Raw genomic sequence first — 24,033 nt, 5'->3', positions numbered from 1 at the left:
AACGTCTAGCTGTCTTAGATAGCTAGACGTCTAAAGTTTCAAAGGCTAGACTCGCTCAACTGTCTGGCCATCATTTGAATCGCAGTGTCGGTAACGAGATATGCGGTTGATTTGAGAAGACCCTACAGACGTAATGCAGTTCGCTGCGACGTTATGGAAATAATAATCCCTTAAGGGAACATAAACGGAATATCAAAATGAATTTGCATGAATATCAAGCCAAACAGCTGTTTGCAGAATTCGGTTTGCCTGTACCTAAAGGTTACGCGTGCAGCACGCCTCAAGAAGCGTACGAAGCAGCCGGTCGAATTTCGACAACCAAGAAAGTAGTCAAATGTCAGGTTCACGCGGGTGGACGTGGTAAAGCGGGCGGTGTAGAACTGCACGAAACCAAAGACGGCGTAAAAGAGTTTGCGCAAAAGTGGCTAGGTAAGAACCTAGTGACTTACCAAACTGATGCGAATGGCCAACCGGTTACTAAGATTCTGGTGGAAGAAGCGTCTAACATCGCCAATGAACTCTACCTTGGTGCAGTCGTCGACCGTGCAAGTCGTAAAATCGTATTCATGGCCTCAACCGAAGGCGGTGTGGAAATCGAGAAAGTGGCAGAAGAAACGCCAGAACTGATCCACAAAGCGGCGATTGACCCATTGGTTGGCCCTCAAGCTTATCAAGGTCGTGAACTTGCCTTCAAACTTGGCCTTGAAGGTGACCAAATTAAACAATTTGTGAAGATCTTTATGGGTCTTGGCACTATGTTCTCTCAATATGATCTTGCTCTGCTTGAGATCAACCCGTTGGTGATTACCGGTGAAGGCAGCCTGCTTTGCTTAGACGGTAAGATTAACATCGACTCCAACGCACTTTACCGTCAGCCTAAACTGCGTGAAATGCACGATCCTTCACAAGAAGATGAGCGTGAAGCACACGCTGCTCAGTGGGAGCTTAACTACGTTGCACTTGATGGTAACGTTGGCTGTATGGTCAATGGTGCTGGCCTAGCGATGGGTACGATGGATATCGTTAACCTACATGGTGGCAAGCCTGCAAACTTCCTAGATGTGGGTGGCGGCGCGACGAAAGAGCGTGTTGCTGAAGCCTTTAAGATCATCTTATCTGATGACAATGTTAAAGCCGTACTCGTCAACATCTTTGGTGGTATCGTGCGCTGTGACATGATCGCAGAGGGCATCATCGGTGCGGTTAAAGAAGTAGGTGTAAACGTACCGGTTGTGGTTCGTTTAGAAGGTACAAACGCCGATCTCGGTCGTGAAGTGCTTGCGAATTCTGATGTTGATATCATTGCAGCTGAGTCGCTCACCGACGCAGCTCAGAAAGTTGTTGCTGCTGCGGAGGGCAAATAATGTCTGTACTAATTAACAAAGACACCAAAGTAATTTGTCAGGGTTTCACCGGCGGTCAAGGCACTTTCCACTCTGAACAAGCGATTGCTTACGGCACGCAAATGGTCGGTGGCGTTTCTCCGGGCAAAGGTGGCCAAACTCACCTCGGCCTACCGGTATTCAATACCGTACGTGAAGCGGTTGAGGCGACAGGCGCAACAGCCACTGTGATTTATGTACCAGCACCGTTCTGTAAAGACGCGATCTTAGAAGCGATCGACGCGGGTATTGAGCTTATCGTTACCATTACCGAAGGCATCCCAACCACGGACATGATCGACGTGAAAGTGAAGTTGGAAGAAACCGGCGTTCGCATGATTGGTCCAAACTGTCCAGGCGTTATTACTCCTGACGAATGCAAGATCGGTATCATGCCGGGTCACATTCATAAGAAGGGTAAAGTCGGTATTGTGTCTCGTTCTGGCACGCTTACTTACGAAGCGGTTAAGCAGACGACAGACGAAGGCTTTGGTCAGTCAACATGTGTGGGTATCGGCGGCGACCCAATTCCAGGTTCAAACTTCATTGATATCCTGAAATTGTTCCAAGAAGACCCTGAAACGGAAGCGATTGTAATGATCGGTGAGATCGGCGGTACTGCGGAAGAAGAAGCGGCGGCGTACATCAAAGAAAATGTCACTAAGCCAGTTGTTTCTTACATCGCGGGTGTCACTGCGCCTCCTGGCAAACGTATGGGCCACGCGGGTGCGATCATTTCAGGTGGTAAAGGAACAGCGGAAGATAAATTTGCTGCACTTGAAGCGGCAGGTGTTAAGACGGTGAAATCACTGGCTGAGATCGGTAAAGGTCTCCGCGAAGTGACGGGCTGGTAATCTTAGCATTACGCTAACGTATACAAACAAAGGCTTGGCAGTGAAATGCCAAGCCTTTTTATTTGTCGGGCTCGTTGGATTATTAGCCTAGCTTCGCTTCAATGGCCTCTAATCGGGCGGTGAGCTCGCGTACTTGCTGCTCAAGTTGAGCAACGCGATCTTCTTCAAGCGGCGGCTTTGCCGCGACTTCAACTTTTGGTACGCGCTGTGACGATTTCCAGCTTTTAATCGTTGTGATCAGCGCTGGCATGGGAATGGGAGTAGAAAGCCGGGCTTTGACCAAGGCAACCGTCGGCTCTTTGCCTTCTTGGCTGAGTTGTTCTAATACTTGTTTGAGCTCTTGGCTAACATCCTGAGTAAGCATAGTGACTCCTTGTGTGTAATCGATCACATGATACTCGTCGACGATGAAGAAAACGAATAGAAAATTTGGTAATTGCGTGTGCGAGATATCGCACAAAGAGTGTGAGAAAAATTCGTCATTTTGCTAGCTCTTATATCAATAGTGAAATATAACTGTTTGATAGTATTTGATTATTTGTGTTGTTTATGAGTTGTAAACATAAAAGAAATGATCATCAGACTTGTCCAAAATCGTCAATCACGTAAATTAATCCCTGTCGGAAGGATGCTGACACGGAACAGGAAACAGCACGGATTGCACTCTTCAGGATGAAGAGAGATTGGCCAGGATGGACAATCGCGCAGGATGCTAGGATAGCCGTACGGACACGGTTTCGCTGATAGGACATTAGCGATCAAGGAACGAAATGGACCCCTCTAGGATGAGGCAGGACAGCATCAGGAAGATGCCAAGGACACCGCTCACGGAACAAGTGATGAGCGCTAACGGGGAAGGTTAGCACAAAGGACAAACAGGACACCGCTAGGATGGCGAAGTAGGAAGAGACTGACGGATCACAGTCACTATTAAGGAAGATGCATGGAGCACCTTTTGTAGCCGGACTGCTGCGAGTAAGACTATAGCCCCGATACGCAAGTATCGGGGCTTTTCTTATTCCATGCTTTTTCCTATCGATGCTTTTGCCTACGGACGTTAGTCTAGCGGCCCTGCGTGTTTAATCCTTTGTGCGCCTACAGGCGATGTGGCTCTAACCAGATATCACGCAGGTGAAACCCTTGCATGGTGATCGTTCCTTGATAACAGTCGTCACCAAGCGACGAAAATTCAAACAGGTAAATCGTATGCCAACGCCACTGACCTTGTGGCGTTTTTAGTTTGTGTCCATCTAGCGCCACACTTAAGAGCTGTAAGCCTAATTGGTCGCACTTACGTATGGCGATTGCTTTGGCGATCTCGGCCTGACGACGATGTTGCCAAAAAATAAAACAGCCAAAGCTCAGTGCCAGGATGGCCAGCAAGTTGTCAATCATACGCCCTCTTTTCTACTCGGCTTTGGTCGCTTTCTGAAGGTTCAGCAGCGCTTGAGCCAACTCAGGGGAGGGGCTGGTGTGGAGCAACGGCAGCAGGACCATACGCAGCTCAGGCAGCATCACCAGATCGGCAAACAGCTGATTAAAGAGTGTTTGATTACCAGTTTGCGCCAGTCGCAGCAAGAACTGCTCTGCGATGTCTTGATCTGACAGCCAGTGCCAGCAGCGGCCAGCAATAGCGATGAGCACTTCTTGATGACTGAGCCGCGGAGAGGCTAAGAGGGTTTTAACCAAGCGGTGACTCAGTTGATGGTGACTGCCCGATAACGCACGAGTCAGTGCGGAGAGCAAAAACAGATCCGGCGTTTTGGCCTCCATCTCCTTGTGCGCCATTTCACTGAGTCGCTCGGCTAATTTGCTTGGTAGTGGTGACGTATGTTCGAGCACCCCAAGCAGAGCATACAGGGGCTGGCTAGGCAGCGATGTGAGGGACTTACGTATATGCACGCCATTTTGGTCACGTCCTAGACGTGCGCACATATCACTGATGCCTTGAAGCCCGACAGTCTGCCATTGTTCAAAGCCTAATCCACCTGAGAAATAGTGTTGCGCGTGTTCATAGTACTGACTACAAGGAAGGTCGAGCTCGGCACGAATTTGACTATGGAAAACCGCCATTTTGTCATCGCTGGGTTTGAACGTATAGGGGTTGTTGGATAGCTTCTGTTGCTGCTCCTCACTCATCTCTTGATTTAAGCGTGAGCCCATCGCCTCGATGACGTATTTAATAAATTGGCCAATGTCCGATTGTTGAAACAAGCCGCGCTCATCCAACTCGAATTTTAAAAACCAAATCCAAGGTTGCTTGTGTTCATTCCAATAGGCGATCGCGAGGTGTGCTTTACGTTGAAGTGGGTAAGGGTAGGGTTTCTGTCCTTGTTCCACATCAGAAAATGTCTGAGCATCAATGACGCTGATGCGACGGCCTAAATCGAAGACACGGTAGTCGCAATGGCTGTTTTTCAGCAGGTCAGTGAGTGAGTGAATGGTATCCATCGATGAATTGTCCTAACTTTCTTTCCTCTATAAATGGTACTCTTATCATTAATTTCAAGGTTTCACGTTTAGGTTTATGACACAGCAACAACAATTGCTCACCTTGTTTGCGTCTATTCAAGCGCAACTGCAAGCATTACAACTTTGGCAACATACTCGACCTGATGAGTCACAACTTGTGATCGCACAGCCCTTTGCGATGGATAAGCTTGCTCCTGAAGCTTGGCTTCAATGGATCTTTGTCGACAAAATGACCGCAATGATCGAGAACGGTGAGCCTCTTCCGAGCGGTTTTGCTATCGCGCCCTATTTTGAGCAGTGTTGGCAGTCAAACAGCGACTATCAGCCGTTGCTTGAACTGATAAGACAGGTGGATGAGGTGTGTCAATGACGCTAGAGATTCTTTACCAAGATGCGTATTTTGTCGCGGTCAATAAGCCTGCGGGTATGTTGGTACACCGCAGCTGGTTGGATAAGCACGAAACGCAATTTGTGATGCAGACGCTTCGCGATCAAATTGGTCAGCATGTATTTCCTCTTCATCGCTTAGATAGACCAACATCGGGCGTGCTGATGTTTGCGTTGTCCAGTGAAGTGGCAGCAGAGGCGATGCCGATGTTCGCTGAACATCAAATGGAGAAAACGTACCATGCCGTTGTGCGCGGTTGGATTCATGAGGCGGCTCGCCTCGACTACGCGCTTAAGTTAGAGTTGGATAAAATCGCCGACAAGTTCGCGAGCCAAGAAAAGGAAGCGCAAGAGGCCATTACCGATTATCGTCCACTGGCAACAGCGGAGGTGCCTTATTCCACAGGACTGTTCCCTACGTCTCGCTACGCGTTAATGGAGTTAAAGCCTCTTACCGGTCGCAAGCACCAGCTTAGACGCCATATGGCCCACCTGAGGCACCCTATCGTCGGTGATACTACACATGGTGATGGTAAGCATAATCGATTGTTTCGTGACGTCTTTGATGCACACAGGTTGATGCTGCATGCCTCGCGGTTGAGTTTTGTTCATCCTTATACCCAAGAGCCCATCACCATCGTTGCGCCAGTCGATGAGTGTTGGCTGAGGATCATGGCGTCGATGTCTTGGCCGCTCGAACGCTTAACGGATTGATGAGAACACAAACGCAAAGAGCGCAGACTGGGTCTGCGCTCTTTTTATGACTTGAATTGTTATGGCTTGAATTGTTAGGGCAAGTGCGTGAAATGGTAAAGTACGCGCTTAGCAAGCAAGATAATCGCGAATCGCGCGCTCTATGCCCTTTGCATCTAGGCCAAGCTCTTGATGCAACTCTTCTTGTGTACCTTGAGCAATAAACTCATCCGGTAAACCCAGGTTAAGCACAGGTTTGAGTAGCTTATTCTTCATCATGAACTCAATCACGCCTGCACCTGCGCCGCCGGCAATCGCGTTTTCTTCAATGGTAACCAGCACATCGTGTTGCGCTGCCAGTTCACGAATCAGAGCTTCATCAAGCGGTTTAACAAAGCGCATGTCAGAAACTGTGGCATCTAGGCCCTCAGCCGCCTCGAGTGCGTTCGCAAGGAAGGTACCAAAACTCAAGATAGCGACACTCGGGCCCTCTTGAGAGTGGCGAGATTGACGAACCACTCGCCCTTTACCGATCTCCAGTGCCGTGAACTCGGTTTCAATCTCAACGCCCATGCCGCTGCCTCTCGGATAACGAACGGCACTAGGACCTTGATGCTGATGGCCGGTGTAAAGCATTTGTCGGCATTCATTCTCATCACTCGGCGCCATGATGACCATATTCGGAATGCAACGCATAAAGCTTAAGTCAAACGCCCCTTGGTGGGTCTGACCGTCAGCGCCCACCAGACCAGCGCGATCGATGGCAAACATGACGGGCAAATCCATGATCGCGACGTCATGAATCAGTTGATCGTAACCGCGCTGCAAGAAGGTCGAGTAGATCGCGACGATAGGGTGATTGCCCGCAATCGCCATGCCCGTTGCTAAGGTCACAGCGTGTTGCTCTGCGATCGCAACGTCGAAATACTGTTTGGGGAACTCTTTAGAGAAGCGCACCATACCAGAGCCTTCGCGCATGGCTGGCGTGATGGCCATCAATTTCGGGTCGATGGCCGCCATGTCACACAGGAAGTCACCGAAGATTTTTGAGAATGTCGGCTTACCGCCGCTGCTTTTTGGCAGCGAGCTGTGGCTTGGATCAAATTTAGGCACACCGTGATAACCGATGGGATCTTTTTCTGCGGGTTCATAACCTTTGCCTTTTTTGGTCATGATATGCAAAAACTGCGGCCCACTGAGTTCACGCATGTTTTTCAGCGTTTTCACTAGTTCATTAACGTCATGGCCGTCAACAGGACCAATGTAGTTAAAGCCCAGCTCTTCAAACAGAGTCCCTGGTACCACCATGCCTTTTAGATGCTCTTCGGTACGACGAACCAGTTCTTTAATCGGCGGCACGCCAGAGAGGACTTTTTTGCCCCCCTCACGAATCGAGGTGTACAAGCTGCCAGACAACACTTGCGCAAGATGGTTGTTAAGTGCACCAACGTTTTCTGAAATGGACATTTCATTGTCGTTGAGGATCACCAGCATGTCAGGGTGAACGTCACCGGCGTGGTTCATAGCTTCAAACGCCATACCTGCGGTGATGGCACCATCACCAATTACACTAACGACTTTACGATCTTTCCCTTCACGCCCAGCGCTGATCGCCATGCCGAGCGCAGCACTGATCGATGTGGATGAGTGTCCGACAGAGAGGGTGTCATACTCACTCTCTTCACGCCAAGGAAAGGGGTGCAGACCGTCTTTTTGACGAATAGTTGGCATTTGCTCACGGCGACCCGTCAGAATCTTGTGCGGGTAAGCTTGATGACCCACGTCCCAAATCAACTTGTCAAATGGCGTATTGTAGACATAGTGTAAAGCGACCGTGAGTTCCACCGTACCAAGGCCGGAGGCAAGGTGACCACTCGATTGGCTCACCGAGTTGAGTAAGTAGGTGCGTAGCTCGTCACACAACGCTGGCAGCACATCTTTCGGCAGCGAGCGTAGCTCCTGCGGCGTGTCAGCCAGTGCAAGTGTCGGATACTTTGAAATATCAAGAGTCATAGTTATGCGCGCTTATAGTGTTAGTTCTTGCGCTCGATGACATATCGGGCGAACTCTTCCAGTAATTCTGTATTGTAGGGGATCACTTCCAATGCTTGAAGCGCCTCATTAAACAGAGTGTGAGCTTTGTTGATAGCTCCCTCTAATCCTAGCAAAGCGGGATAGGTACTTTTGTTGAGCGCTTGGTCTGAGCCTTGCGGTTTGCCGAGCGTTTGCGTGTCACTGATGATGTCCAAAATGTCATCTTGGACTTGAAACGCCAGCCCAATGGCATCGGCGTAACGATCAAGATGTGGCAGTACCTCGACCCCTCGTTCACCGGCGGCGAGGGCGCCAAGACGAATTGCAGACTTCATCAGTGCCCCCGTCTTATTCCGATGGATGGTTTCGAGCTCCTCAAGAGACACAGCGCGGTTTTCCGCTGCTAAATCCAACGCTTGGCCTAAACACATGCCATTGGCGCCCGAGGCATTCGCCAACTCCTGTACCATCTTTATACGTAGACTTTCGGCCTCAGGGTGTAATGGGCCTTGCGCTAAAATGGTAAAGGCGAGCGTTTGCAATGCATCACCCGTGAGCACAGCGGTCGCTTCGTCGAACTTAATGTGGCAAGTCGGTTGGCCACGGCGAAGCTCATCGTCATCCATCGCGGGTAGGTCGTCATGAATCAAGGAATAAGCGTGGATACATTCCACCGCCGCTGCGGGCGTGTCCAATGATTCCAACTCACATCCGAGCATCTGGCCGGTGATGTACACTAAAAAAGGTCGCGCGCGTTTTCCGCCGAGCAGTAAGCCATAGCGCATGGCCTCCAGTAGCGGAAGATGCTGGTGTGGGTAGCTATCGAGCCAAGCTTGCAGCTGAGCGTTGTTGCGCTGTTGAAGAGAGGTTAAGGCCTCAATCATAGGAGAATCTTCTAAAACCGTTATTCAGGCTGGGCATCAAAATCAACGAGCGGCGCGTCATCGTCATTACGAAGTAGCAGGCTGACACGTTGTTCTGCATCGCTCAATTTAGCTTGACCAGCACGAGCAAGAGTGATTCCGCGTTCGAATTTCTTTAATGCGTCGTCGAGCGACAAATCGCCATTCTCTAAATTTGCAACAATTGTATCCAGTTCTTCAATTGTTGCCTCGAATGTCATATTTTCGGGTTTCTTGCTCGCCATAACTTTTCTACATTTGTAAAGATGGACGAAAGTTACCTTAGCCGCCAATGATGGTCAAATTTAACCGAGTAAATTTGTCAGAAAAATCGAGCTTGCGCGGTGGCTCTGGTCAAGCAAAGATGGATGTTGTGACGCGCAACTTATAAAAAACTAAAGATCTGAACATGTTGCCGATATAATTTGGTAGAAGCTTGGAGTTAGCATGAGGAGTGCTTTGTGGATTTAGCAACGCTTTTGGGATTGCTTGGCGGATTTGCCTTCGTCATCATGGCAATGATACTTGGCGGAAGCATCATGATGTTTATCGATGTTACATCGATATTGATCGTGGTCGGCGGTTCGACCTTTGTTGTACTGATGAAGTTTACCATGGGGCAATTCTTTGGCGCGGCGAAGATTGCTGGCAAAGCCTTCATGTTCAAGGTGGACGAGCCAGAAGATCTCATCGCTAAAGTGGTCGAAATGGCTGACGCTGCTCGTAAAGGTGGCTTCCTTGCACTCGAAGAGATGGAAATCACCAACAGTTTCATGCAAAAGGGCATCGACTTATTGGTTGACGGTCATGACGCCGATGTCGTGCGCGCCGCGTTACAAAAAGACATCTCCTTGACGGACGAACGACATGAATTTGGTACCAGCGTATTTCGCGCCTTTGGTGACGTAGCGCCGGCGATGGGCATGATTGGTACCTTGGTCGGTCTGGTGGCGATGCTGTCGAACATGGACGATCCTAAAGCGATCGGTCCTGCTATGGCGGTGGCGTTGTTGACAACGCTGTACGGTGCGATCTTGTCTAACATGGTGTTCTTCCCAATTGCCGACAAACTCTCCCTACGCCGAGAGCAAGAGAAGTTAAACCGTCGCTTGATCATGGATGGCGTACTGGCTATTCAAGACGGTCAAAACCCTCGTGTTATCGACAGCTATCTGAAAAATTACCTCAATGAAGGTAAGCGTGCCCTTGACGTCGATAACGAGTAAGGAATAAAGATGGACGATGAGAACGATTGCAAATGTCCGCCACCTGGTTTGCCCTTGTGGATGGGGACGTTTGCCGACTTGATGTCGCTGCTCATGTGTTTCTTCGTACTGCTGTTGTCATTCTCTGAAATGGACGTACTGAAGTTCAAACAGATCGCGGGATCAATGAAGTTTGCGTTTGGTGTACAGAACCGCTTGGAAGTGAAAGACATCCCGAAGGGGACCAGCATCATTGCTCAAGAGTTCAGACCAGGTCGACCTGAACCAACGCCGATTGACGTCATCATGCAGCAAACCATCGACATCACTCAGCAAACGCTGGAGTTTCATGAAGGCGAGTCCGATCGCGCCGGGGGAACCCAACGTGACAAAGGCAAGCTGACTGGCGGTAAATCACCCGACACGTCAACGCAAGACAACCAGAACTCTGAATCAGACAACGAACAACAGCAATCGGCAGAGAAGTCGCAAGAGCTTGAAACCTTGATGGAAAGTATCAAGAAAGCGCTAGAACGTGAAATTGAGCAAGGGGCGATTGAGGTAGAAAATCTTGGCCAACAAATCGATATCCGAATTCGTGAAAAAGGTGCCTTCCCTGAAGGTTCTGCCTTCTTGCAGCCTAAGTTCCGTCCTTTAGTGCGCCAGATAGCGGATCTTGTTAAAGACATTCCTGGTGTGGTGCGCGTCTCTGGCCATACGGACAACCAAAGGTTGGATTCGGAGCTCTACCGCTCGAACTGGGATCTGTCCGCTCAGCGTGCGGTATCAGTAGCACAGGAAATGGAACGTGTGAGAGGGTTTGACCATAGCCGTTTAGAAGTGCGTGGTATGGCGGATACTCAGCCGCTCGGACCTAATGACACCGAAGCGCAGCGCTCACGCAATCGCCGAGTTGAAATCAGCATCTTGCAAGGGGAAGCCCTGCTCAGCGATGAAGTGCCTGTACTGGACAACTAAGCTAAAGCAAAAGTAAGCAAAAGTAGTCAGGGCAAAAACAGTTGGGATAAAAGCGCGATTCGAGAGGCGGAAACTTAGCGTCATCGAGAATGGTCAAAAGGCGAGCGATGGCTCGTCTTTTTTATGCGCACTCATTCGTGTATAATCCTGCGCCCTTAGCCAGCGCAACGCGTTAAGGCTAACCTCTATTTATGTGCGAAACAGAACTTGTGAAGTGAACTATGAAATTTATCGTTAAGCCCCATCCAGAAATCTTCGTAAAAAGTGAATCGGTGCGCAAGCGCTTCACCAAGATTCTAGAGTGTAATATTCGCAACATTATCAAAAGCCGAACGGAGTCTGTAGCGGTATTTAACCGTCGTGATCACATCGAAGTGACCTCCGAGTCTGATAAGTACTACAACGAAACCATCGAAGTGTTGACGCACACGCCGGGCATTCATCATGTCTTAGAGGTTAAGCAGTCAGAGTTTAAAGACTTGCACGACATCTACGAGCAAGTGCTAGAACTTAATCGCCCCAACATTGAAGGTAAGACGTTCGTGGTGCGCGCAAAGCGTCGTGGCAAGCATGATTTCACCTCTATCGAACTGGAACGCTATGTCGGTGGTGGCCTTAACCAAGCGGTGGAAAGTGCCAGCGTTAAGCTGCAAAACCCAGATGTGACAGTCAAGGTTGAAGTCGCAGGCGACAAACTTAACCAAGTGATCGCACGCCACAAAGGCTTGGGCGGCTTCCCATTAGGGACGCAAGAAGATGTGCTGAGCCTGATTTCAGGTGGTTTTGATTCCGGTGTTTCTAGCTACCTGCACATCAAGCGTGGCTCAAAAGTGCATTACTGCTTCTTTAACTTGGGCGGTCCGGCGCATGAAATCGGCGTTAAACAAGTCTCTTATTACTTGTGGAACAAATACGGCTCGTCGGCCAAAGTGCGCTTTATTTCGGTCGATTTTGAACCTGTGGTCGCAGAGATCTTGGAAAAGGTCGACGATGGTCAAATGGGCGTGGTGCTAAAGCGTATGTTTATGCGCGCAGCCGGTATGATCGCTGAGAAGTTTGGTATTCAGGCCTTGGTCACAGGTGAGGCGCTTGGCCAAGTATCAAGCCAAACCTTAACCAACCTGCGTCATATTGACGGCGTGACCGATACCTTGATTCTTCGTCCGCTGATCAACTGGGACAAAGAAGACATCATCAACCTAGCGCGTAACATCGGCACCGAAGATTTCGCTAAGACCATGCCAGAATATTGTGGGGTGATCTCTAAAAAGCCAACCGTCAAAGCGGTGAAAGGCAAGCTAGAAGCGGAAGAGGCCAACTTCAACTTTGATATTCTTGAGCAAGTGGTGCGCGAAGCGCGTCAAATGGATATCCGAGATATTGCGAAAGAGACAGAGCAAGCGGCGCCTGAAGTTGAGCAAGTTCAAGCGGTGGAAGATCACGCAGTGGTTTTGGATATTCGTAGTCCAGAAGAGGAAGACGATAAGCCATTAGAAATAGAGGGTGTTGAGGTTAAGCACATCCCGTTCTACAAGCTAGCCACGCAATTTGGCGATCTCGATCAGTCGCACACGTATCTGCTTTACTGTGAGCGTGGGGTGATGAGTCGCTTACAAGCGCTCTACCTGCAAGAGCAAGGCTTTAGTAACGTCAAAGTCTATCGCCCATAGTGGTTTTTTAAACCCTATAAACGCGCAGCCTGAGTTGTCTCACGCTGCGCGTTTTTGTTTGACTGGGTAAATGAGCAGATAAGGAAGCGTTAAGCCGTTATTGTCTGAAGAACACGAATACAGGGCATAAAAAAACACCGCCATAAGGCGGTGCTAAAAAATTTGACAGACAGGTCAAAATAAATACAGGAAGTATGCGCTTTGATAGTTATCAAAGCGGGTAGAATACTACCGAACTCGAAATTCGAGTTTGCAAACACAACATCGCAACAAGAAGCCAATTGATACCGAAATATCAAGCCGTTCAGGCTCTTGGTGCGGTGAGAAATATAGAATTTCTCTAGTCGTCAGGCAATGGACAATTTATAATGTTTCAGATTAAAAAAACTAATCCATATAGAGGCGACCCTAATGTCCAGAAGATTGCCCCCTTTGAACTCATTAAAAGTGTTCGAGGCCGCCGCACGTCATTTGAGCTTTACCCGTGCTGCCGAAGAGTTGTTTGTGACTCAAGCGGCAGTGAGCCACCAGATTAAAGCGCTGGAAGAGTTTCTCGGCTTGAAACTGTTTCGTCGCCGAAATCGCTCGTTACTGCTCACCGAGGAAGGTCAAAGTTATTTCCTTGATATCAAAGATATCTTCTCTTCACTGGCCGAAGCGACAGATAAAGTTCTGGAAAGAAGTGAGAAAGGTGCCCTAACCATCAGCTTACCGCCGAGCTTTGCGATCCAATGGCTTGTTCCAAGACTGGCGGACTTTAACCAGCAAGAGCCAGATATCGACGTGCGTATTAAAGCCGTTGATATGGATGAGGGGTCTCTGACCGATGATGTCGATGTGGCCATTTACTACGGGCGCGGTAATTGGCCCGGGCTTCGAGCAGACAAACTTTACCAAGAATTTTTAATCCCACTTTGTTCCCCGTCGTTACTTTTAGGTAACAAACCATTAGAAACATTAAGTGACCTCAAGCAGCATACTCTACTTCACGATACCTCGCGCAAAGATTGGAAGCAGTTTGCGAAAGAGCATGACATTGAAGGCGTCAATGTCAACCACGGCCCCATCTTTAGCCACTCAACCATGGTGCTGCAGGCGGCTGCTCACGGCCAAGGGGTCGCCTTGGGTAACAACGTTCTTGCCCAACCAGAGTTGGAGGCAGGACGCTTAATTGCCCCATTCGATGAGGTATTGGTCTCCAAGAACGCCTTTTATGTGGTCTGCCATGAGAAGCAGGCGGATATGGGGCGTATTGCCACTTTCCGTGATTGGATGCTGGCCAAGGCGCACAAAGAACAAGAGGTATTGCTGGATGAATAATCGACGTATTGACGGCGATAGCCATGATCCTGTGTTTATTTTTGCTCATGGCGCGGGGGCGGGAATGGATCATGCGTTCATGGATGCCGTCGCCAAGGGGCTCGCGAGTCACGGTATTCAAGTGATTCGTTTTAATTTTCCCTATATGGAAAAGTGCGAACAAGATGGCAAGCGCCGCCCGCCAGACAGAGCGCCCAAGTTACTGGAAGCCTATCAACAGGTACTTGAGCAACATGCCGCTTCCCCTGTGGTGATCGGCGGTAAGTCGATGGGAGGACGCATGGCGAGTTTATTGGCTGATGACGATAAGGTGCGCGCGGTGGCATGTTTGGGGTTTCCTTTTCATCCGCCGGGCAAGCCAGAGAACTTTAAGGGCGACCACCTAAGCACTATCCACAAACCCACCTTGATTTTGCAAGGTGAGCGTGATGCGTTCGGCTCAAAAGATGAGTGCGTGAATTTCTCTTTGTCGTCATGTACCGAGCTTGTGTTCATTCCAGATGGCGATCATAGCTTTAAACCTCGCAAACGCTCTGGGCATACTGAGCAAAGCAATATCGCCTTAGCGGTCGAGAAGTTGGCCGAGTTTATTCAAGGAGTCTACAGTGAAAAGTAACTACTTACTTGCCTTGGGTGGCATGTTTGCCGGTCTTGGTGTCGCATTAGGCGCTTTTGCTGCCCATGGTTTAAAAGCCATGCTGCCGCCTTATCTGCTGGAGGTGTTTCAAACCGGCGTCCATTATCAATTCCTCCACGCTGTCGCGATCATCCTCTGTGCGCTTTTCCTTCGGTTGACGTCATTTTCCGCCGGAGAAAAAAATTTCGCACGTGCGGCAATTTGCTTTATCATCGGCATCTTTTGTTTTAGCGGCAGCTTATACGCACTGGCGATCACGGGCATCAAATGGTTTGGCCCGATCACTCCGTTCGGTGGAGTGATGTTTTTGATTGGTTGGGCGCTGTTTGTTGTCGCCGCACTGCAAAGTAACGAGGTGAATCAGTGAAACAGTTAATGCTCTATTGCCGTTCTGGGTTTGAGAAAGAGTGTGCCGGAGAAATTCAAGATCGCGCCACCCAGTTGGAAGTGTATGGTTTCCCTCGCCTGAAAAAGAATTCGGGATACGTGCTGTTTGAATGCTATCAAGAGGGCGATGCCGAGAAGTTGGTCAAAGAGCTCGACTTTAAGTCGCTCATTTTTGCCCGTCAGATGTTTGCGGTGGCGGTAGAAATTGACGAGCTGCCTCGTGAAGATCGTATCACGCCGATTTTGCAATCTCTGGCTGAGGTCGAAGATTTTCCTCGTTGCGGCGATATCCGAATTGAGACGCCAGACACCAATGAGGCCAAAGAGCTACTCAAGTTCTGCCGAAAATTTACCGTACCGATGCGCCAAGCGATGCGCGGCAAAGGCATTCTTTTCGATAGAGAGAGCCCGAAAAAACCAGTATTGCACCTCTGCTTTGTAGCGCCGGGGCACTGTTTTGTTGGCTACTCGTTACCTAGCAACAACTCCCAATTCTTTATGGGCATCCCGCGTCTTAAGTTCCCTGCTGATGCGCCTAGTCGTTCGACGTTGAAGCTTGAAGAAGCGTTCCATGTCTTTATCCCAAAAGAAGAGTGGGACGAGCGTCTTGCCTCTGGCATGTGGGGTGTGGACTTAGGTGCGTGTCCGGGCGGTTGGACCTATCAACTGGTCAAGCGTTCGATGTTTGTCCATGCGGTTGATAACGGCATGATGGCGGACAGCTTGATGGAAACAGGGCAGGTGAAACACCATCAAGAAGATGGTTTTAAGTTCGAACCCGCGCGTAAAAACGTCACTTGGCTCGTGTGTGACATGATTGAAAAACCGTCACGCGTGGCGCAATTGATGGGTGAATGGATCATCAGTGGCTGGGCGAAAGAGGCGATCTTCAATTTAAAGCTGCCGATGAAAGGGCGCTACGATGAAGTGTTGGAAGATATTGAAAACTTGAAGATTTTCTTGATTGAAAACAAGGTCAAATTCAAGCTGCAAGCGAAGCACTTGTATCATGATCGAGAAGAGATCACCGTACACGTCCAGTGTTTATCGAACATCTCGCCGCACTAAGCTAACCGATTAAGGTCAAGTTACAGCCCTGCATTGTCAGGGCTGTTTTTTATCCTTTTTCGGGCGGTGAATAGCGCAAATCTTGTAAGTTGAATCCAAGCTCGATATCGGTTTTCAGCGCGGCAACTTGGCGGCACAGTTTGGCTTGCTCAATATGCTCGTCCAATTTTTTACGATATTTGGGCGCTAAACTCTCGCTGGCGTAGGCCTCATCGATGTTGGCAAATTGGGTCAGGATCTCTTTGGCGGCTTTCGGGCCAATGCCCGGAACCCCAGTCACTTGGCTTGAGCTAATGCCAGCCAATCCCCAGTAGTCGGCCAGTTGCTCGGGTTTGACACCAAATTCTTGTTCGATAAATGGCGCGTCCAACCAACGATGCTGAAAATAGTCGCGAATTTGCAAGGTGGGAGAGAGCAATTGGCAATAGCCTTTATCGGTGGAAATGATGGTCACTTTTTCGCCGTGACTCGCGACCTTCATCGCCAGTGTAGCGACCAGATCGTCCGCTTCATCCCCTTCAGATAACAGCGAATCCACCCCCAATTGCCACCATGCTTCTTGAATGCTCTCTAGGCCCTCTTGCAGTGGTTCGGGCATCGGTTTGCGGTTTTGTTTGTACTCAGGCAACCGTTCGGCGCGCCAGCCTCGCTCTTGCAGGTGATGATCAAACACCGCAATAATGTGGGTGGGTTGGCTTTCGTTGATGATGCGACTTAAAGTGCGCGAGGTGGTTTGAGCGGTACGTGCGATGTCTGACGCATCGGGCTGCGCTGAGTGGACTCGGCGAATCAAATTGAGGGCATCGATGATCACAAGGTGTATAGACATAACAGCGTTACCAAAACGGCATAAAATAAGGGCTCTAAGGCCCTTATTGTAATGATTGAGTGATAGATTGCTAGGCGGTCTTAATCCGATAGCACGGTTCGTAGGCACTGCCTCCGGGCAGTTTCATCCGGTCTTGGCTGACAAAGTCTTTTAATAGTCTGTCCATCTTTTTCATCAGCTCACTATCGCCATCGAGTTCGAACGGGCCGTGGCGTTCAATCTCACGGATACCTTCTGCCTTAACATTACCCGCCACAATGCCCGAGAATGCTTGACGCAGAGAAGCGGCGAGGTTTTCAGGTCGTTGATTGAGGTGCAAATCCAAACTCGCCATGTTGTCGTGGGTCGGTTCAAAGGGCAGTTGGAACTCAGGCTCAATTTTAAGTGACCAGTTGTAGCTGTATGCATCGCCGGTTTCTTTACGATGAGCACGCACTTCACTCATTCCATGTTTCATGATTTGCGCCACACGCGCGGGATCATCAATCACGATTTCGTAGTGTTGTTGTGCAGCTTTACCTAGCGTGGCACCGATAAACTGGTCAATGGAGCGGAAGTACTCTTCACTCTCTTTTGGCCCAGTCAGTACGATGGGCAGCGGCTGATCGGCGTTTTCTGGGTGCATCATAATGCCTAACACGTAAAGCAGCTCTTCCGCTGTGCCCGCGCCGCCGGGGAAAATCACAATGCCGTGCGCCATACGCACAAAGGCTTCGAGGCGCTTTTCAATGTCCGGCATGATGACCAGTTCATTGACGATCGGGTTTGGCGGCTCAGCAGCAATGATCGATGGCTCAGTGAGGCCAAGATAACGCTGCTCGTAGTAGCGCTGTTTGGCATGACCGATCGCAGCCCCCTTCATGGGGCCTTCCATCGCACCAGGACCACAGCCGGTACAGATGTTCATTTCACGCAGACCAAGCTCGTTACCCACTTCGCGCGTGTACTGGTACTCCGTCGCATTGATAGAGTGGCCGCCCCAACAGACGACTAAGTTAGGCTCAAGCCCGGGGATTAGGGCTCCGGCGTTACGCAAAATGCCAAACACCAAGTTGGTAATGTGGCTGGCATTGGTCAGGTTTAGACGTTGATTGTCCGCTAAGTGCATGTTGACATAGACAATGTCGCGCAGCACAGAGAAGAGATGCTCCTGAATACCTTTGATGATTTCCCCGTCAACAAAGGCGTGCTCTGGAGCATTAATGAGTTCGAGTTTGATGCCTCTCTCACGGCGTAATACATTGACATCAAAGGATTTGTATTTGTCGAGTAGCTCTTTTGAGTTGTCCGTGTGGCTGCCGGAGTTAAGCACCGCCAGTGTGCAGTTGCGATACAGTTGGTAGAGATCACTCGAGGCCGTTTTTTTAAGGCGCTCAACTTCAAGTTGAGACAGTAAGTCCATACTACCGGCTGGGCTGATATGTGTGATCATGAAGTCTCCTTAACCAGAATTGTTTCATGCGGTGATTTATTATTGTTAGTGCTCAGTGGAAAATGGAGAGGGAGTGAATAACTGAGTTACTACTAGCTTAGCATGCTTTAACAGATAATAAAGGCTAAGTATTTGATATGTTTATATCAAGCTGAGAAATGAGGGGGTGGGTTATTTCCAAACCAGTTGGCTTTTTCCGACGGATTTCGCTTCTTTCAGTGAAAGGTTTAGGCGTTCGAGTACTTCTTCTGGTGTATCGGACTCTTTGAAGGAGGTGCTGGCCGCCGACAAGGTGATAGAGAGGTTTTGGTCGCGGAATTTGAATGGCAGCTTCGAGACCTGAGACTGAACAGTTTGGATGAGCTTAAAGCTGGCGTTGTCATCGGATTCAGGCAGTAAAATGATGAACTCTTCGCCTGAGAAACGGGCGACAGTGTCTGTGCTATTCAACTGGCTCTTAATGGTGCGTGCAATGATCTTGAGTGCTTTGTCGCCCGCAGAATACCCAAAGCTGTCATTGATGACCTTAAAACCATCAATATCAAACATCACCACGCGAAGATTATGTTGCGCGCGAATCCAGCGGCGATATTCAAGCTCTAAACGATCGTTAAAGGCGGTGCGGTTGTAGACCTTGGTCAGCGGGTCAAGCAACATGCGCTGCGCTTGATCTTCAAGTCGACGACGGTAATCTTGCGTCACTTCGAACAGCGCTTCCAACTGATTATTGCCATATTCCATCCGCTCGATGAGGGCTTGCTCACGCTGCTCCGCTAAGTGTAACCGTTCGGTCAATGCATTGAGCTGACTCAACAGTGGATTGAGATCTTGCTTGAGATCATCGAGCGACTGCGCGTTGTTGACCTTAGATTGAGTACTGCCCAGTAACTCGGAGAGCTCGATGTTCATCTCTTTGCGCTGCTCAAAGTAGCTTTCCGACTGCTGCGTATTTTGCGCGCTACTTTTGAGTGTCGTCGCGAGAGAAGCGTTCACTTGCTCTAAAAACTGCTCAGAGGTCTTGCGCTCATACTTGGTGCCTTCGATGACCAGCTTGAGCGTTTGTAAGGTGAGCTCAAGCAATACATGTGAAGAGACGCCAATCAGCAGTTTGGCACGGATATCCGCTAAGAGATCCCCTGACTCACCTTCAAAATCCAATTCAGTGATGAGGTGTTGCAGCTCATCCGAAAGGCGCAAAAGCAGTTCGCGATCCGAGCTGTTGGCGATTTGATTGATGGAAGTGTCAGGGTTGGAAGTAATGATTTTGATGGAGCGTTCGTAGAGGCCAAGTAGAGTCAAAGCTTGTTCTGCTTTTGGCCGCTCAATGCCGTTGGAATAACTGAGTAAATCGCGTAGATCACGCTTAATCTTGGCAGGCAAACCTGTCAAGCGTAGCAGGGTCTCACCGCTTGCTTTGATTTTCGAGTCTAAATTGTCGCTCTGTTTGTCCATCGCTATGCTCTGCTGTTTAAGCAGGCGTTCAAGAACGGCGAGCTTCGGTATCATGGTAGTGACATCTTGCTGCTGTTCTAAGGCTCGACGCAGTTCTATCAAGCCATCTTGAAGCCTAGGGTTCTCATAAGTATAGGCGCTACTTAGGGACGCGACGATTCGCTTCAATACCTTTTGTTCTCGTTGAAACTTGAACGAGGTATCTCTGTGATTCAATCGGACTTGTTCCAATTGAGATTTCAGATTGTACAGCTGTGACTGAAGATCTTGCTCAAGAACGCCCATGAAAATCTAAACTTAAGACGGATAGGAAAAGCCTAACCTTAATAACGAATTTAACGATAATATCAAAATAAATCCGCCCGTCACGACATACCGACGTCGTTTGCCCAGGTTTTACTCATCTTTTAATAGTTTTTTGATACTGTCCTCATTCTTGAACGATGAATGGACCTTTATTAACCCTTGATTAATGGAATGTTTACACGCTTTACGTATGTTACCAGTTGCAAGGCTCGCTGCCGGAGCATTCTCAATCGCCTTGAGGTAAACCCACTGACTACTGTGTTCTTTCATACTTAAGGTACGCGCCGTGCTGGTGGACATCAACAACACATCAATCAACTCTTTATCATTCACGGCCGTATAAGCCCTTGGTAGGAAGGGGTAATCCGCCATACCAATTCGTACGATGCGGTTAAGCGAGCGTTGAGGCTCAAACTCACAGATCCACTGCTGAATGCGTTCAAACAGTCGTTCAGGATCTCGGTTCTCTTCGCTGGCTGGCTCAATGTAGAGGAGGTTGGCATCGGAAAAGTGATACATACGCGCCGGAGATTCAATTCGGCTGTGCAGATAGTCACCAAAGGCTTTTTCCAGTTTTAACCCCTCTGCGTAGCCGTGTTGCAAATACATGTTACGCAGGAAGGGGACGTCAATCATGACGAAGCGCAGGCGGTCATTGAGTGGTTCATGAATCAGCTCGCCAACATGCCATTTCTCAAATTTGTGGCTGCTCTCTTCCAATGACGCCGGTAGTTTCGCGTTCAACATGCGTAGGTTTTTCAAGCCAGAACGTGAATGGGTGTAGATCAGCTCGTTGAGCAGATCCAACTCCTCACGTTGAACATTGATGACATGCCCTCGACGTATTAAGAAGATAAAGAGCAGCGCGCACACCACAAACAGCGTCACTGTGATTTTCTGAAATTTGAGGTACTCGGCGTGGGTTTCAATCAGCTCTTCTTTTTGGCCCGCTAGATGAAGCGATTGCTCGACGAACTCTTTTTGTTGGCGAAACGCGTCTTCGCTTATGATGTCGAGTTGCTGCTGCTCAATAATGGATAGGGAGTTAAATTGTTTCATAAACTCTAACGCTTCTTTGTATTCCCCACTCAGTTCATAGCCGTAGTAGAGCAGTTGGAACGCGTGTTTACGAATGGTGATGTCATTGAGCGATTCACCGATAGAGAGCGCTTTGAAGGCGCGATCCAACACCACTTTTGCGAGCTTTTGATGACGTGCCAAACCGGCTTCAAGCAACAGAGCGTGTGCCTTTAGACGTGGGGTATCTGTGTACTGCAACAGATCTTGCGCGCGCTCTAAATATTGCTCTGCCAGTGGGTAGTTGACCAAATTTAGATAAGTGGTCGCGAGCGAGAGACGAATGTCGATGACACTTTCGATATTGGTGCGCATCTTTTCATGGTCCATGGCGTTGAAGTAGTGCACCAACGCCAAGTTGTATTTCCCTTGCTGGTAGTAGATATCGCCCATACGTTTGAGCAAGGGGGCTAATCGAGGTGATGAGTCAAAGTTGTCATAAAAATCCGCTGCTTGGGAGAGGTGGTCCGCCGCTTTATCCAGCACTCGGCGCTCAAAAAAGAGTTGTCCCAGCACTTGGTTGACCTCTGCCAATTGTTGCCCTGAGTCCACTTCAATCGCTTTCCAATAACTGGCAAGAAGCTCGGAGAGCGCTTGGTTGTACTGTTTATGCGCGAGTAAGTGCTGGCCATAGGTGGTGTGAAAGCGGATAAACGTACGGTCCGAATTGGAGTTGTCCACATACTCTTTACTTTGCAGGTAGAGTTGATTGGCGAGATCCAATTTCCCTTCCTGTGACGCTATCGCGGCGCGCAACATGGCTGTGCGGTATTGCAATCCGCGAGCAAATTGCTGTGGATTGGCGATTTGACTGATTTCTTGCTCGACCAACTCGAGCCCTTCACGGGCAGCGGCGCCATCAGCGCTGATTTGCCAACGCAGTTGAATTTCATCAATACGCACGTCAAGCAGCAGATAGGGGAGTTGGTATTTTGCCGCTAATTCTTCCGCTTGCTCAAGGTGCAGGAGCGCGTTTCTTGGGTTGTGCAGATTGTATTCGGCTTTTGACAGAATTCGCAGAGCGTCAATGGTGCTACCTGGTGAGCGAGTGCGGCTCTCAGAATCATCACGGGATAAAGCGTTCGGGCTTTGCTCCGTCTGACCAATTAAATCACGCTGCTCTAAGAAATTTTGCACCAACTGACGGGCTTGCGCTGGCACGACATCCACCACGCCGCTGGCCTCGTTCAACACGGCGGATGAGTAGATCGTGTTGGCCCATAACGGGCGAGAAATCAGCAAAACAAACGCAAAGACAATCGAGCGCCAGCGAAGTGAAATCATGGTGGTAGCTATCCTTGTTGACCAAATTAAGTGGAGCGAATGTTATTGGCGCGCCATGCGTTGGTTGTGCAACGGTTCTGGGTATTGATTCGAGCGATATGGGTTGATATCAAGACCACCACGGCGCGTGTAACGGGCATAGACCGTGAGCTTCTCTGGTTGGCAGTAGGTCATGATGTCGGTAAAGATTCGTTCCACACACTGCTCGTGAAACTCATTGTGCTCACGGAAAGAGACAAGGTAACGCAGCAGTGCTTCGCGATCGATTTGCTTGCCCTGATATTGAATCTCGACGCTGCCCCAGTCAGGTTGATTGGTGATCAAACAGTTCGATTTCAATAGATGGCTGTGGAGGCTCTCTTCCACGTCCTCCGCGAGCGTGGCATTTTCCAGCAGGCTCGCATCAAAGTCGTAGTGGGTGATTTCGATGTCTTGGTGATCGATACACTCGCCATTCATGGTCACAATCACGCTGTCGGTATAGTCCTCAACGCTGTGCAGGGTGACGGATACGGTTTCACCTGCGCAGGCCGAAAGATCGCGGGTCAACGTGCGTTCGACTTCATCCCAACTGTCGAAGCGGGATTGGTTAAGACTGTTAAGGTAGAGCTTGAACGACTTCGACTCAATCAAGTTGGCGCTAGTGGCAGGGATGGCGACGTCACCAATCGCAACTTGAGGCAGCCCTTTACTGTTTAGCCATGAGAGCTCATACAAAGTCCAAAGATCGCAGCCCATAAATGGCAAGGTGTCACCCAGCTGAAGATCGTCGCGGTTGAGGCTGCGCGGGACCGGTTGAAGCAAGCTTGGGTCGTACTGGTTGGCGTAGTCGGTTTTTTGTCCAAGGGTTAGGCCAGCCAGCTCTTTGGCATCAGAATATTTGCTCATACTTTTGTTCATTTTCCATTAGAATGGCGAGAATTTTACGCAATCCCGCCCCTAAAAGCGAACATTGATGTTGGAGATTTGAATGCAAGATATCGCAGCTGAGGCGTTACTCTCGTTGAGTGACCGCTACCGCCAAGCCTACCTTGACCGTCAAGGTCATTTGCCGAAAAGCGCAGAGTTGGCGGACTTGGTCTCACCCTGTGTTGTACACAAGGATGAGGACACAGTCTGGTGGCAAGCTCAGCCGAGAGAGCGTCAAGCGGATTTTTCCAACGTTGAACAAGCGATTGAGCTGACCCTTCACGATGACATCAAAATCTTTTACGGTATTCAATACAGCGCCGATATGGACGTGACCTGGCAAGGCAATGACTTGACGCTCTTGCAAGTGTGGAGTGATGACGACTTTGAGCGCCTGCAAGAGAACATTCTGGGGCATTTGGTTACCCAGCGTCGTTTAAAACTCAAACCTACGGTGTTTATCGGAGCAACAGAGGCGGAGCTCGATGTGGTCTCGATCTGCAATTTGACGGGGAACGTGATTCTTGAGCGCCTCGGCACGGCAAAGCGAGACGTCCTCGCACCAAGTATTGATGAATTTCTTTCCCAGTTAGAGCCGGTGGTATCAAGCGATGTACGTAGTTGAGTTACAGTTTGAGTGTTTTGATAACACCACCATCAGTGCGGTCGACAAAGCCATTAACGGTCTGATGGATGCGCTACGTTACAACGGTCAGGTGCTCGGCAGAGAGTTCCCTATCGTGATGGGCGATGGC

The 24,033-nt window shown here is 49.4% G+C and carries 24 protein-coding genes; 13 read left to right on the top strand and 11 right to left on the bottom strand.

Going from position 1 to position 24,033, the window contains the following annotated elements:
• The first annotated feature begins 197 nt into the window (after positions 1-197).
• The gene (gene sucC / locus AC6R1A_RS09935) at positions 198-1,364 is read left to right on the top strand and encodes an ADP-forming succinate--CoA ligase subunit beta (RefSeq protein WP_334555205.1); all 1,167 of its coding nucleotides are present in this window, start codon (positions 198-200) and stop codon (positions 1,362-1,364) included.
• Positions 1,364-2,236: a succinate--CoA ligase subunit alpha gene (gene sucD, locus AC6R1A_RS09930; RefSeq protein WP_334555206.1), complete on the top strand. Its 873-nt coding sequence runs from the start codon at positions 1,364-1,366 to the stop codon at positions 2,234-2,236. The genes sucC and sucD overlap by 1 nt, the downstream gene beginning before the upstream one ends.
• Positions 2,237-2,318: 82 nt before the next feature.
• Here sucD and AC6R1A_RS09925 read toward each other — a convergent pair whose 3' ends face one another.
• The 3 genes from AC6R1A_RS09925 to AC6R1A_RS09915 all read right to left on the bottom strand — a co-directional run bounded on the left by AC6R1A_RS09925 (position 2,319) and on the right by AC6R1A_RS09915 (position 4,687).
• Positions 2,319-2,600, bottom strand: coding sequence for a hypothetical protein (locus AC6R1A_RS09925; RefSeq protein ID WP_500633874.1), 282 nt, complete (start codon positions 2,598-2,600; stop codon positions 2,319-2,321).
• Positions 2,601-3,331: 731 nt separating this feature from the next.
• Entirely contained in the window at positions 3,332-3,631 is a 300-nt protein-coding gene (locus AC6R1A_RS09920; RefSeq protein ID WP_500628853.1) for a DUF3301 domain-containing protein, read from the bottom strand.
• A gap of 12 nt (positions 3,632-3,643) precedes the next feature.
• Positions 3,644-4,687, bottom strand: coding sequence for a DUF3549 family protein (locus tag AC6R1A_RS09915; RefSeq protein WP_500633873.1), 1,044 nt, complete (start codon positions 4,685-4,687; stop codon positions 3,644-3,646).
• A gap of 76 nt (positions 4,688-4,763) precedes the next feature.
• On the opposite strand from AC6R1A_RS09915, the gene AC6R1A_RS09910 reads away from it, so the two are divergent.
• Positions 4,764-5,078 (top strand): YqcC family protein, encoded by a 315-nt coding sequence (locus AC6R1A_RS09910; RefSeq protein WP_500633872.1) that lies wholly within the window; start codon positions 4,764-4,766, stop codon positions 5,076-5,078.
• Entirely contained in the window at positions 5,075-5,809 is a 735-nt protein-coding gene (gene truC / locus AC6R1A_RS09905; protein ID WP_500633871.1) for a tRNA pseudouridine(65) synthase TruC, read from the top strand. The genes AC6R1A_RS09910 and truC overlap by 4 nt, the downstream gene beginning before the upstream one ends.
• A 108-nt stretch (positions 5,810-5,917) precedes the next feature.
• Here truC and dxs read toward each other — a convergent pair whose 3' ends face one another.
• From dxs to xseB, 3 genes are read right to left on the bottom strand one after another with little or no spacing between them, the layout of a single operon-like run.
• Positions 5,918-7,801, bottom strand: coding sequence for a 1-deoxy-D-xylulose-5-phosphate synthase (dxs, locus tag AC6R1A_RS09900; RefSeq protein WP_500633870.1), 1,884 nt, complete (start codon positions 7,799-7,801; stop codon positions 5,918-5,920).
• Positions 7,802-7,821: 20 nt separating this feature from the next.
• Positions 7,822-8,706, bottom strand: coding sequence for a (2E,6E)-farnesyl diphosphate synthase (ispA, locus tag AC6R1A_RS09895; protein WP_500633869.1), 885 nt, complete (start codon positions 8,704-8,706; stop codon positions 7,822-7,824).
• A gap of 20 nt (positions 8,707-8,726) precedes the next feature.
• Complete coding sequence (gene xseB, locus AC6R1A_RS09890; RefSeq protein WP_500625971.1) at positions 8,727-8,969, bottom strand: exodeoxyribonuclease VII small subunit; 243 nt, start codon at positions 8,967-8,969, stop codon at positions 8,727-8,729.
• Between the two features lie 216 nt (positions 8,970-9,185).
• Between xseB and pomA the strand changes: the two genes are divergently transcribed.
• The 7 genes from pomA (at position 9,186) to rlmM (ending at position 15,989) form a co-directional block, all read left to right on the top strand.
• Positions 9,186-9,950, top strand: a complete 765-nt coding sequence (pomA, locus tag AC6R1A_RS09885; RefSeq protein WP_334555215.1) for a flagellar motor protein PomA — start codon at positions 9,186-9,188, stop codon at positions 9,948-9,950.
• 9 nt (positions 9,951-9,959) lie between these two features.
• Complete coding sequence (locus AC6R1A_RS09880; RefSeq protein WP_500625972.1) at positions 9,960-10,907, top strand: flagellar motor protein MotB; 948 nt, start codon at positions 9,960-9,962, stop codon at positions 10,905-10,907.
• A 221-nt stretch (positions 10,908-11,128) separates the two neighbouring features.
• Entirely contained in the window at positions 11,129-12,577 is a 1,449-nt protein-coding gene (thiI, locus tag AC6R1A_RS09875) for a tRNA uracil 4-sulfurtransferase ThiI (RefSeq protein WP_334555217.1), read from the top strand.
• Positions 12,578-12,988: 411 nt separating this feature from the next.
• Positions 12,989-13,897 (top strand): transcriptional regulator GcvA, encoded by a 909-nt coding sequence (locus AC6R1A_RS09870; RefSeq protein WP_334555218.1) that lies wholly within the window; start codon positions 12,989-12,991, stop codon positions 13,895-13,897.
• Positions 13,890-14,513: an alpha/beta fold hydrolase gene (locus AC6R1A_RS09865; RefSeq protein WP_500630648.1), complete on the top strand. Its 624-nt coding sequence runs from the start codon at positions 13,890-13,892 to the stop codon at positions 14,511-14,513. The genes AC6R1A_RS09870 and AC6R1A_RS09865 overlap by 8 nt, the downstream gene beginning before the upstream one ends.
• Entirely contained in the window at positions 14,503-14,901 is a 399-nt protein-coding gene (locus AC6R1A_RS09860) for a DUF423 domain-containing protein (RefSeq protein WP_500633868.1), read from the top strand. The genes AC6R1A_RS09865 and AC6R1A_RS09860 overlap by 11 nt, the downstream gene beginning before the upstream one ends.
• Positions 14,898-15,989: a 23S rRNA (cytidine(2498)-2'-O)-methyltransferase RlmM gene (rlmM, locus tag AC6R1A_RS09855; RefSeq protein WP_500633867.1), complete on the top strand. Its 1,092-nt coding sequence runs from the start codon at positions 14,898-14,900 to the stop codon at positions 15,987-15,989. The genes AC6R1A_RS09860 and rlmM overlap by 4 nt, the downstream gene beginning before the upstream one ends.
• Before the next feature lie 49 nt (positions 15,990-16,038).
• On the opposite strand, the gene xni is transcribed toward rlmM, so the two are convergent.
• The 5 genes from xni to queF form a co-directional block, all read right to left on the bottom strand.
• Positions 16,039-16,818: a flap endonuclease Xni gene (gene xni, locus AC6R1A_RS09850; RefSeq protein ID WP_500633866.1), complete on the bottom strand. Its 780-nt coding sequence runs from the start codon at positions 16,816-16,818 to the stop codon at positions 16,039-16,041.
• A 70-nt stretch (positions 16,819-16,888) separates the two neighbouring features.
• Complete coding sequence (gene ppnN / locus AC6R1A_RS09845; RefSeq protein ID WP_334555223.1) at positions 16,889-18,250, bottom strand: nucleotide 5'-monophosphate nucleosidase PpnN; 1,362 nt, start codon at positions 18,248-18,250, stop codon at positions 16,889-16,891.
• A 171-nt stretch (positions 18,251-18,421) separates the two neighbouring features.
• Positions 18,422-19,987 carry a diguanylate cyclase gene (locus tag AC6R1A_RS09840; RefSeq protein WP_334555224.1) on the bottom strand — a complete coding sequence of 522 codons (1,566 nt, stop codon included), beginning with the start codon at positions 19,985-19,987 and terminating at the stop codon, positions 18,422-18,424.
• 111 nt (positions 19,988-20,098) lie between these two features.
• Positions 20,099-22,369 carry a tetratricopeptide repeat protein gene (locus AC6R1A_RS09835; RefSeq protein WP_500633865.1) on the bottom strand — a complete coding sequence of 757 codons (2,271 nt, stop codon included), beginning with the start codon at positions 22,367-22,369 and terminating at the stop codon, positions 20,099-20,101.
• 42 nt (positions 22,370-22,411) lie between these two features.
• A complete protein-coding gene (gene queF / locus AC6R1A_RS09830; protein ID WP_500625980.1) occupies positions 22,412-23,257 on the bottom strand; it encodes an NADPH-dependent 7-cyano-7-deazaguanine reductase QueF in 846 nt (281 codons plus the stop codon).
• Between the two features lie 82 nt (positions 23,258-23,339).
• On the opposite strand from queF, the gene syd reads away from it, so the two are divergent.
• Together syd and AC6R1A_RS09820 are read left to right on the top strand one after the other, a co-directional pair.
• The gene (syd, locus tag AC6R1A_RS09825) at positions 23,340-23,903 is read left to right on the top strand and encodes a SecY-interacting protein (protein WP_500630642.1); all 564 of its coding nucleotides are present in this window, start codon (positions 23,340-23,342) and stop codon (positions 23,901-23,903) included.
• Positions 23,890-24,033: DUF8589 domain-containing protein (locus AC6R1A_RS09820; RefSeq protein WP_500646177.1), on the top strand; the 144-nt coding region annotated here is incomplete at its 3' end. The genes syd and AC6R1A_RS09820, both read left to right, overlap by 14 nt.

It is taken from the genome of Vibrio sp. R10-SG3-ISO3, assembly GCF_059834225.1.
Note: the sequence above shows the minus strand (reverse complement) of the source record. Positions and strands in the feature narration are given on the sequence as shown.